The 9,664-nt window shown below is 63.7% G+C and carries 12 protein-coding genes; 4 read left to right on the top strand and 8 right to left on the bottom strand.

Features of this window, described 5'->3' with window-relative positions; genetic code table 11:
* Positions 1-73: 73 nt before the first annotated feature.
* Positions 74-1,066 carry an adenosine kinase gene (locus E5W87_RS07460; RefSeq protein WP_292395442.1) on the bottom strand — a complete coding sequence of 331 codons (993 nt, stop codon included), beginning with the start codon at positions 1,064-1,066 and terminating at the stop codon, positions 74-76.
* Between the two features lie 182 nt (positions 1,067-1,248).
* Between E5W87_RS07460 and E5W87_RS07455 the strand changes: the two genes are divergently transcribed.
* Both E5W87_RS07455 and E5W87_RS07450 read left to right on the top strand, forming a co-directional pair.
* Positions 1,249-2,151 carry an EamA family transporter gene (locus E5W87_RS07455; RefSeq protein ID WP_292395440.1) on the top strand — a complete coding sequence of 301 codons (903 nt, stop codon included), beginning with the start codon at positions 1,249-1,251 and terminating at the stop codon, positions 2,149-2,151.
* A 102-nt stretch (positions 2,152-2,253) separates the two neighbouring features.
* Complete coding sequence (locus E5W87_RS07450; RefSeq protein WP_292395438.1) at positions 2,254-2,964, top strand: sulfate transporter family protein; 711 nt, start codon at positions 2,254-2,256, stop codon at positions 2,962-2,964.
* On the opposite strand, the gene E5W87_RS07445 is transcribed toward E5W87_RS07450, so the two are convergent.
* The 6 genes from E5W87_RS07445 to E5W87_RS07420 form a co-directional block, all read right to left on the bottom strand.
* Complete coding sequence (locus E5W87_RS07445) at positions 2,961-3,959, bottom strand: proline racemase family protein (protein WP_292395436.1); 999 nt, start codon at positions 3,957-3,959, stop codon at positions 2,961-2,963. The genes E5W87_RS07450 and E5W87_RS07445 overlap by 4 nt on opposite strands.
* A 14-nt stretch (positions 3,960-3,973) precedes the next feature.
* Positions 3,974-4,594: an isocitrate lyase/phosphoenolpyruvate mutase family protein gene (locus E5W87_RS07440; protein WP_292395433.1), complete on the bottom strand. Its 621-nt coding sequence runs from the start codon at positions 4,592-4,594 to the stop codon at positions 3,974-3,976.
* 79 nt (positions 4,595-4,673) lie between these two features.
* Positions 4,674-5,525, bottom strand: a complete 852-nt coding sequence (locus E5W87_RS07435; protein ID WP_292395430.1) for a hypothetical protein — start codon at positions 5,523-5,525, stop codon at positions 4,674-4,676.
* An 86-nt stretch (positions 5,526-5,611) separates the two neighbouring features.
* Positions 5,612-6,268 (bottom strand): HAD family phosphatase, encoded by a 657-nt coding sequence (locus tag E5W87_RS07430; RefSeq protein ID WP_292395428.1) that lies wholly within the window; start codon positions 6,266-6,268, stop codon positions 5,612-5,614.
* 8 nt (positions 6,269-6,276) lie between these two features.
* Complete coding sequence (dut, locus tag E5W87_RS07425) at positions 6,277-6,762, bottom strand: dUTP diphosphatase (RefSeq protein ID WP_292395425.1); 486 nt, start codon at positions 6,760-6,762, stop codon at positions 6,277-6,279.
* Between the two features lie 84 nt (positions 6,763-6,846).
* Positions 6,847-7,317: an Lrp/AsnC family transcriptional regulator gene (locus E5W87_RS07420; protein ID WP_292395424.1), complete on the bottom strand. Its 471-nt coding sequence runs from the start codon at positions 7,315-7,317 to the stop codon at positions 6,847-6,849.
* A gap of 116 nt (positions 7,318-7,433) precedes the next feature.
* Here E5W87_RS07420 and E5W87_RS07415 point away from each other — a divergent pair, with 116 nt between their 5' ends.
* Together E5W87_RS07415 and E5W87_RS07410 are read left to right on the top strand one after the other, a co-directional pair.
* A complete protein-coding gene (locus E5W87_RS07415) occupies positions 7,434-7,649 on the top strand; it encodes a DUF6356 family protein (protein ID WP_145721838.1) in 216 nt (71 codons plus the stop codon).
* Positions 7,650-7,872: 223 nt separating this feature from the next.
* Positions 7,873-9,246: an amidase gene (locus tag E5W87_RS07410; RefSeq protein ID WP_292395421.1), complete on the top strand. Its 1,374-nt coding sequence runs from the start codon at positions 7,873-7,875 to the stop codon at positions 9,244-9,246.
* Here E5W87_RS07410 and E5W87_RS07405 read toward each other — a convergent pair.
* On the bottom strand, positions 9,240-9,664 hold a 425-nt coding region (locus E5W87_RS07405; RefSeq protein ID WP_292395419.1), incomplete at its 5' end, for an FAD-binding oxidoreductase. The two genes, E5W87_RS07410 and E5W87_RS07405, sit on opposite strands and share 7 nt — an antisense overlap.

Here is a 9,664-nt window from a genome sequence, read left to right as displayed (position 1 = left end):
TCGCAATTCGGTTGGCAATCCGGGTGAGGGGGCGTATGCGATTTCCCTGCCCGCAAGGGGGGAGGTAAAATCCCTAAATCAGCCCGGCCTGCTCGGCCTCGTGGCGCAGATTCTGCCTCGGCCTTGGCCCGAGTTGCTGGATGACCAGTCCGGCCGCCAGCGAGCCGAGATCGCCGCACTGCTTCAGGCTGCGCCCTTGCGTGTAGCCGTAAAGGAAACCGGCGGCATAGAGGTCGCCGGCGCCGGTGGTGTCGACCAGCTCCCGGATTTTGGTCGCCTCGACGGTGACGGTCTCGTCGCCGCGCACGATGACCGAGCCCATTTCCGAGCGGGTGACGGCGGCTATCTTGCAGTCCTTGCGGATTTGGGCCAGCGCCTCGTCGAACGAGGCGGTCTGGTAGAGCGCCTTGATCTCGTGGCTGTTGGCAAAGACGATGTCGACGGTGCCCGAGCGCATCAGATCCAGAAACTCGTCGCGGTAGCGGTCGACGCAGAACGAATCCGACAGCGTCATCGACACTTCGCGGCCGGCGGCATGCGCGAGCTTCGCCGTCTGCCGGATCGCTTCCTTGGCGCGCGGCGGATCCCACAGATAACCCTCGAAATAGGTGACCGCCGCACCCGAAGCCTTGTCGGCCTCGACGTCCTCCGGCCCGAGTTCGATGCAGGCGCCGAGATAGGTGTTCATCGAGCGCTCGCCGTCGGGCGTGACGAAGATCATCGAGCGCGCCGTCGGCGGCTCGCCGTTGAGCGGCTTGGTGTCGAAAGCAACGCCCTGCGCATGGATGTCATGGGCGTAGATTTCGCCGAGCGGGTCGTTCGAGACCTTGCCGAAGAAGGCGGCGCGACCGCCGAAGGAGGCGACGCCCGCCGCCGTGTTGCCGGCGCTGCCGCCGGAGGCTTCGATGGCCGGGCCCATGCGGCTGTAGAGCAGTTCGGCGCGCCTCGTGTCGATGAGGTTCATCGCGCCCTTGATGATGCCGTTCGTCTCAAGGAACGCCTCGTCGCACTGGGCGATGATGTCGACGATGGCATTACCGATACAAAGCACGTCATAATTCGGCATCAATGATGTCTCCGCGAAAAAACTACCGGCTTTCTGGCATGCCGGCCGCGGGCGGGTCTAGCGATTTGATGCAGCTTTGCCTAGCCAACCATCACGGTTGGATAAGGATCGAAGCATTTCTTCCGTGCCTTGCCTACAAGGATGACGTAATCGATCAATGTCCCTGAAGCTGCGAACCCGCCATGCCCACAAACACCGACATGAAGACCGAGCTGGCGCTTCTCGTTGCGCTGGCCGTGCTGTGGGGCGCTTCCTACACCTTCATCAAGATCGGCGTCGAGACGATCCCGCCGGTAACGCTGATCGCCGCACGAACCTTGATTGCTGGTGGAATTCTTCTTGCCCTCATCCGCTGGCGTGGCCTGGCCCTGCCGCGCGATGCCGCCAGCTGGCGTCGGTTTGCGTTCCAGGCATGCCTCAACAGCGTTGTGCCGTTCACGCTGATCGCCTCGGCCGAGCGCTCGCTGGACGCCGGCCTGGCCACGATCCTGAATGCGACATCACCGATCTTCACCTTCTTGCTGACCGCGCTCATCACACGTCACGAACCGGTGACCATGCGCAAGCTGTTCGGCGTCGGCGCCGGCATGTCAGGAATATGCCTCATCGTCGGCACCCAGGCGCTTGGCGGTCTTGGTCACCAATTGTGGGCGCAGCTTGCCGTCGTCGCAGCGACGGTCTGCTATGCCGGCGCGGCCATTTTCGGCCGCGGCTTCAAGGGCTTCGATCCGATGATCCCGGCCGCCGGTTCGATGCTTTGCGGCGCTGCGATACTCGTGCCTCTTAGCCTCGTGTTCGATCGGCCCTGGACGCTGGCGCCGTCAGCGGCCTCGATCCTTGCTCTGCTTGGACTTTCGGTTTTTTCAACCGCGCTGGCCTTCTGTATTTATTTCCGCCTCATCCATACGCTGGGCTCCGTCGGCACCACCTCGCAAGCCTATCTGCGTGTGCCGATCGGCGTCGGTATCGGGGCCGTGTTCCTCGGCGAGAGCCTTGGCCCGGCGGCGTGGTGGGGCATGGCCTTTGTCGTCGCCGGCGTGGCGGCGATGACCATTCCCGCCCGCCAGGCGAGGCTTGCGCAGTAGGAAAGTTGCGCTTGTGACTTGTCGTGTCTCCGCCTATCTCGCAGATGTCCTGCCATGGACCCGTTTGATACGGGGCCTGTTCAACATGGAATTGGAAACGCCGTGATCCCCAGCGCCGCCCGCGCCGCCGCCAGCCAGCTGTTCTCGCCCGAATTCCGCTCGGTGTTCGTGAAGACGCTGGGCCTGACCTTGTTGGCGCTCGCCGCGCTGTGGTTCGCCATCGAGGGCCTGTTCGAATGGCTGGCCTGGCCATGGATCGACGCATGGCTGCCTAGTCTGCCGTCCTGGGCCGGATGGCTTGGCGTCATCGTCGCCGGGATCGGTCTTGCGCTGGGTCTGGCGCTGCTCATCGCGCCGGTGACGGCGATCATCGCCGGCCTGTTCCTCGACGACGTCGCCGAAGTGGTCGAGCGCAGCGATTATCCCGATGAGCCGCCCGGTCGCGCCATGCCGGCACTGCGCTCGATGGTTCTGGCGATAAAATTCTTCGGCGTCGTCATGTCAGGCAACATCGTTGCCCTGCTGCTTCTGCTGGTGCCGGGCATCAACATCGCCGCTTTCTTCATCGTCAACGGCTATCTGCTCGGGCGCGAGTTCTTCGAATTCGCCGCCATGCGCTTTCGCCCGGAGGCCGAGGCGCGGGCGTTGCGCAAAAAATATGCCGGCACGGTGTTTCTCGCCGGGCTGGTTGTCGCTGCCTTCCTCGCCGTGCCACTGCTCAACCTCCTGACGCCGCTGTTTGCCGCCGCCATGATGGTGCATTTGCACAAGGCGATCTCAGCACGGGAAGCGGCCCGGTCCTCAAAATCCTAGCGCAGCAGAAAGCCGCGTCCCAACTCGTCGTCGGGCTCGACGATGAATTCGGCCCGGCCTGAGTAGTGGGCGCGGCCGCCGACGCGGGCGATGATGGCGTCATGCGGCCCGGCTTTCGCGGTCCTCGCCACGCTGCCGGAAAAGCGCGAGCCGGCGATGCTCTCGAAGGTCCGTGCCTGCCCGATCGCGATGTCGCCCTTGGCATGCATGGCCGCCAGCCGTGCGGTGACGCCCGAGCCGGTCGGCGAGCGGTCGACTTCGGCCTCGGCGAAGACGCATATGTTTTTGGTCGGGGTGTCGGAAAATACGTCCTGTCCGTCGGTCAGGATGGTGCCGTAGAGAAAGGCAAGCTCTGCATGGTCGGGATGCGACAGCGGGAACTCGGCCTTCAGTGTCCCCGTCAGCGCCGTCGCCGCATCGACGAAATCGCGCACGCGGTTCTTGCCGAACTCCAGCCCGAACTGGCGGCAATCGGCGAGCGCATAGAAGGCGCCGCCATAAGCGATGTCGAAGCCGATCGCACCGAAGCCCGGCAATCGGGTCTCCTGGTCGCGGGCGAACAAAAAGGCCGGCACGCTTTCGAACGACACCGCACCGGCCTTGCCGTCTTGCACCTCGACCGAGGCGACGACCAACCCGCACGGCGCTTCGATGTTGACCGTCGTCACCGGCTCCTGCCGCGCCACGAGCCCCTCGTCGACGGCATAACGGCCGAGCGCGACGATGGCGTGGCCGCACATGGTCGAATAGCCTTCATTGTGCATGAACAGCACGGCGAGGTCGGCGCCGGGCAGGTCGGGTTCCACCAGCAGCGCGCCATACATGTCGTAATGGCCGCGCGGCTCGAACATCAGGATTTTCCTGAGATGATCGAAGTGATCATGCACGTAGGCGCGCTTTTCCAGGATCGTGCCCACGGGTATCTCGGGATAACCACCGGTGACGATCCGCAGTGGCTCGCCGCCGGTGTGCATGTCGACGACGGTGAGCGTCATGCGTTGGGGCCTATCTAAGCTGAAGATTTGGCAAACAACGCCTGTAGCTTGCCGAACGGCATGGCGGCGCGGGTGAAGCCGAAGGTGCCGTCCTGCTGGATCTCGCGCGCCGCCGTTTCCAGCATGCCGAAGGCGAAATTGGTCAGCCACGGCCCGAGCGAAATGCGCTTGACCCCCGCCAGGGCAAGATCGGCAATGGTGAAGCCGGGCCTCACCATGACGTTGACCGGCTTGGTCAGCGCCGAGCAGACGGTTTGCACCGTCTCGATGTCGCCAAGGCCCGGCGCGTAGAGCACGTCGGCGCCGGCTTTCTCGAAGGCTTGCAGCCGCTTGATCGTGTCGTCTATGTCGGGCTTGCCCCACAGAAAATTCTCGGCTCGCGCAGTGAAGACGAAATCGTGCTTCAGCGCCCGTGCCGCCTCCGCTGCAGCGGCGACGCGCTCGACTGCATGCGAAAAATCGTAGATCGGCTTGTCGGGCTCGCCGGTGTGATCCTCGATCGAGCAGCCGGCGCTGGTCGTCGCCAGCGCCTTGAAGCCGAAGGAGGCCAGCAGTTTCGTCGTGCCGATGTCCCACGGGTTGGGCATGACGAAGATCGAGCTATGCAGGTCGCGAAAGATTTTGCCCTTGTCCATGGATGCATTCCTTCATCTGCGGGGTGTGAGGCCGGATTCTATCGCGCCGATTTGCGGCGGGCAAACGAATGCGATTGGTTCAGAAGCGATTGGCGTTCTCTGCTGCCAATTTGTCCAGTGCGTCGGACCCCTTGACGTATGCGGCCCTGTTCCAATGGTAGGTGACGGAAATGTCGCGCGAGGAAGCCTTGGGCGCCGGATCGTCGTCGCAGCTTTCACCATTCGGCACCGTGGTATCGGTCACCGTGGCCTTGATGGCCGCATAGGGCTGGCCGTCCGCAACGGCCTGAAAGGCCAACTCCTGCGTGCGCTTATAGGCGCAGAGGTTCTCGTTGAACGTGTAGATCATGTCGATCAGCTCGAACCTGTCGTCGCGGACCAGGATCAGCGGCGTGCTCACATAGCCCTGGCTCGAATTGAAATGCGTGCTCAGGGTGATGATGGCGTCATCGCTGGGCCCGATCGGCAGCTTGCCCGGCTCGCGGAAAGAGGTGCTCCGGTCGACGGCGACATTGACAGCGTCGAGCAGTCTCGGCTTGCCGGCAAGATCGTAAAGCGCCAGCACCGCGAAACCCTCGGCGCTGTCCGACGAGCTGCCGAGGTCGAACAGCATGGCCAGACGATCTTTGCCGCCGGCCTTGATGTCGAGCGCGGCGGCGTTGGAAAGGCCTGAGGTTTCGGGCGGCGAGCCACCGCTATCCGACCCCTCGATATGGCGCATCTCGACCGGCATGGAACCCCGGTAGAGGCCATCCTTGTCCGGCGCCAGATCGGGAATGATCATCCTGGCGAGGTCGAGATAGGTTGTGCCCTCGTGGACGGGGACGGCGCTGCCGAGGTCCGGGGAGCTGGCGCCTTGCGCGCCGGCCGTCATCCACAGACACGGTAGCAGCAAACAGGCGAGGATGAAGCGAAGCAGGATGGAATTCATGCGCTGGGCGCCTCCCACTGTCGAGCGCTCGCAAGCTAGCACGAACGGCAGAGGCGTACAGCCGGATAAGAAGCCTGAATATCAGATCAGTGAATCGGCACCAGTCCGGCCAGTTCGCGCATGTCGTCGAACAGGATGCCGCCGGCCTCGGTCAGGCCGTCGCGATCGGAATGCGGGTCGCCGTGGTAGGAATAAACACGCATGCCGGCGGCGATGCCGGCTAACGTCCCGGCGACGCTGTCCTCGATGACGATGCAGTCGGCGGGCGCGAAGCCCATCGTGCTTGCGGCATGCAGGAACAGGTCGGGAAACGGCTTGCCGCGCGAGACCATGGTCGAGCTGAACAGCGCATGCTCGAACAGCGGCAGCAGCCCGGTCTGGCCGAGCGTGATATGCATTTTCGACACCCGCGCCGATGAAGCGACGCAAGTTGCGATGCCGGCCGCGCGTACGGCTTCGATGAACTCCCTGACATAGGGGATGGCTTCGACGCCAAGCGCGAACAGGTCCGGCAATCCGGCATTCCAGCGCTCGACGAAATCGGCGCCGAGGCTAACGCCGGTCGCCTCGACTTCCTTCTGCACCGAGACCATGGAGCGGCCGGAAAAATTCTTGCGGCAATATTCGAAGGTTGCCGGGTAGCCGGCGGCGCTCAGCCATTCGGCGAGGCGTCGATTGGCCAGGTTCTCGGTGTCGACCAGAACCCCGTCGCAATCGAAGATGACCAATTTGGGTATTTTCATCAGGCTCATCAGGCCGTGCCGGTCGATCCGAAGCCGCCCGAGCCACGCGTCGTGCCGCCGGCCAATGTGCGCTCCTCGACCGTCGCCTGCATCACCGAAGCAAAGACGATCTGGGCAATCCGCATGCCGCGCGTCACCGCGAAGTCCTCGTCGCCGAGGTTGATCAGCAGCACATTGACCTCGCCGCGATAGTCGCTGTCGATGGTGCCCGGTGTGTTGAGGCAGGTGAGCCCATGCTTGAAGGCAAGGCCCGAACGCGGCCGGACCTGGCCTTCCACGCCCTCCGGGATCTCCAGGATCAGCCCGGTCGGCACCAGCGCGCGTTTTCCCGGCAGGATCAGCAGCGGCCGGTCGTCCGGCACCGCGGCGCGCAGATCCATGCCGGCGGCGCCTGGGCTTTCATAGGCAGGAAGCGGCAGGCCTTCGCCATGCGGCAGCCTGACAAAGCCGACGGCCGGACCGATGACGGAGGAAGTGTAGATTGCTGCGCGCATAAGGCTGATCCTATCGCTGCCAACGCCGATTCGGTCAACTCGGCGGCAATGCTATCAACGGCTTTCTTTCAGCGCAGTTCCGCTTCAGCGCAGTTCTACGGGAACGACCGTCGTCTCCTTGATCTCCTCCATGACGAAGGAGGCCGAAACGTCCGACAGCGCCACCTTGGCGATCAGCCGTTGATACAGTCGATCGTAAGCCTTTACGTCGGCGACGCGGGCACGCAGCACATAATCGAGGTCGCCGGACATGCGGTAGACGCCGGTGATCTCGGGAAAACTGGTCACTGCCGCCCGGAATTTTTGTAGCCAGTCCGGATCGTGATTGGAGGTCCGGACCAGGATAAACACCGAGAGGCCAAGGCCAAGCTTGTCCGCATCGACCAGCGCCACCCGGCCGGTGATGACGCCGTCTTCTTCCAGCCGCTTGACCCGGCGCCAGCAGGCGTTGCGCGACAGCGACACCCTCTCCGACAATTGATCGACCGACAGCGTGCCGTCGCGTTGCAGTTCGCCCAGCAATCTTCGGTCGATTTCATCGATTTCCAGCCGCATGTGGGATGTTTGTCCCAATAATTGGCCAAACACAAGGATGATTTGGGACCGATGAACCGGCGAGGCATGTCAAGATGCTCAAGATCGGGACTTCACGCGCTGAAAAGGGGACCAGCATGACCGCACGGCTCGCAAGACTTTTCACTTCTCATCCGGCTTCGGTGGGCGAAACCTATTTCGGCCACATGGCTTTCGCCGCGTGGTTCTCGTCACGGTTGTTCATGGCGGCATTCGCCGCGCTCGTTCACGCTTTCCTGCCGTTCCTGTTCGATTCCACGGCAAGCCGGATCATCCGCGAACTTTACGAGCGGACGCACAACAGGGGACGTTAGAGGCGAAGTGCGGGGTCGGCGGCCTATCTAGGCGAAGCGGTCTTCCTCGGCATGAGCATTCGCCCCTTCGCTCGGGTCGCGGAGAAGCTGGCGCTGGTCGGCTAAGCTTTGCGCAATCCCGATCAAGCGCCGCCGGCCGTCGAATGCTGAACTTGGCTTGAAGCCGCGCCGCAATCTGCCATTTGGTGAGACGAGCGCTGCCAGCTAGCCGGGAGCATTGGTCATGGACCTCGTCTTTTCCTCTACCACAGAATTAGCTGCCGCCATTCGCGACCGCAGGATTTCCGCTGTGGAAGCGCTGGACTCGCATCTGGCGCAGATCGACAGGCACAATGAGGCGGTCAACGCGGTCGTCACGCTCGACAGGGAAGGCGCGCGGCAACGCGCTGAGAAGGCCGACGAAGCCCAGGCGCGCGGCGACGCTCTCGGGCCGCTACATGGCGTGCCGTTCACGCTGAAGGACACGCACGAAACATTAGGGATGAAGACCACGGTCGGCTTTCCGCCCTTTGCCGATTATGTGGCGAGAGAAGACAGCCCGGTCGTTCTCAGGTTGAAGGCGGCCGGCGGCGTGCTGGTCGGAAAGACAAATGTCGCAACGATGCTGGGCGACTGGCAGTCGAACAATCCGCTGTTCGGTCGCACCAATAATCCCTGGAATCTCTCGCGTACATCAGGCGGTTCCAGCGGTGGCGCTGCCGCAGCGCTCTGCGCCGGGATGACGTCGTTCGAGGTCGGCACCGACATGCAGGATTCGATCCGGCTGCCTGCCGCTTTTTGCGGCGTCTACGGCCTCAAGCCGACAGAGCATCGCGTCTCCTTGGCCGGCGCCTTTCCCGATCCCGGTGGCGTACCGCGCGGCGTGCGGCTGATGTCCTGGATCGGTCCGCTGGCCCGCAACGTCGAAGATCTGGCGCTGATCCTGGGGATCATTGCAGGGCCGGACGGCCGCGACGCCGACCTTGCGTCGGTGCCTGTCGAGGGTATGCCGGAGCTTGACCTCAAGACCCTGCGCATCGTTTTCGCGCCGGCCTTTCCGGGTTTTCCGGTGGCCAGCGAAATCAGGGCCGCTGTCGAGAACCTGGCAAGGGAGCTTCAGTCTGCAGGCGCGACCGTCGAGCAAGCAAGACTGCCGACGCTCGAGTTGCATGACGACCTGACGCAAGGCGGCGCGCTGATCGGCATGATGCTGGAGGCAGCGCAACCGGAACCGCCAGAAGAACCGACACCGGTCTCGCGCTGGTTCGAGGCGCTCAGCCGCCGCGATCGGTCAATCCTTGCCTGGGAGCGTTTTTTCGAAGGCTGCGATGCTTTGCTGTGCCCGGTCGCCATGACCACGGCCTTTCCGCATTGCGAGCCGGGAACACCGATCAAGGTCGGTGACAAGGAGCAGAGCTACTGGATGCTGCCGGCCTATGGCGCGGTGTTCAACTATAGCGGCCACCCCGCACTTTCGCTGCCGTGCAGGCAGGATCGCGACGGCCTGCCCATTGGTCTGCAGCTGGTCGGCAGACGCTGGTCCGAATCGCGGCTGCTCGGCATCGCCAGGGCAATAGCGCCGCTGAGCGGCGGTTTTCGCCGTCCGCCCGGCTATTGAGCAAACCGCGTCAGCCCATAAGGCTCAAGCAGCGGGTCGCGCGCGCCGTCGAGGATTTCCCGGGCGGCGAACAGGCCGACGGCAGGCGCCAGCGTGATGCCCGAATGCATGACCGCGACATAGAGTCCGCTGATGCCTTCAGCACGTCCGATGATCGGAAAGCCGTCGATCGGCGTCGGCCGATAGCCGACCGTGTGGAAATCCAGTTCCAGCCCGTCGGCGCCGCGCAGCATGCTCTTCATCGCCGCAAACAACTCGCGAGCGGTGGCTTCGGCATCCATGCCCGGATCGGCGCCGCCGAAATCCGAGCCGGCGATGATACGGCCTTCCGCCGTCTGGCGCATGTGCAACCGGTCGCCGATCACCAGCCCGTTGAGCAGCTTTTTGTAGGGGTGTGAGTGGACGATCAGGCCGGGCG

The sequence above is a fragment of the Mesorhizobium sp. genome (assembly GCF_004962925.1).
In the GTDB taxonomy this organism is placed as follows: Bacteria; Pseudomonadota; Alphaproteobacteria; order Rhizobiales; family Rhizobiaceae; genus Mesorhizobium.
The sequence above is the reverse complement of the archived record's forward strand: the minus strand, read 5'-3'. Positions and strand labels throughout refer to the sequence as shown.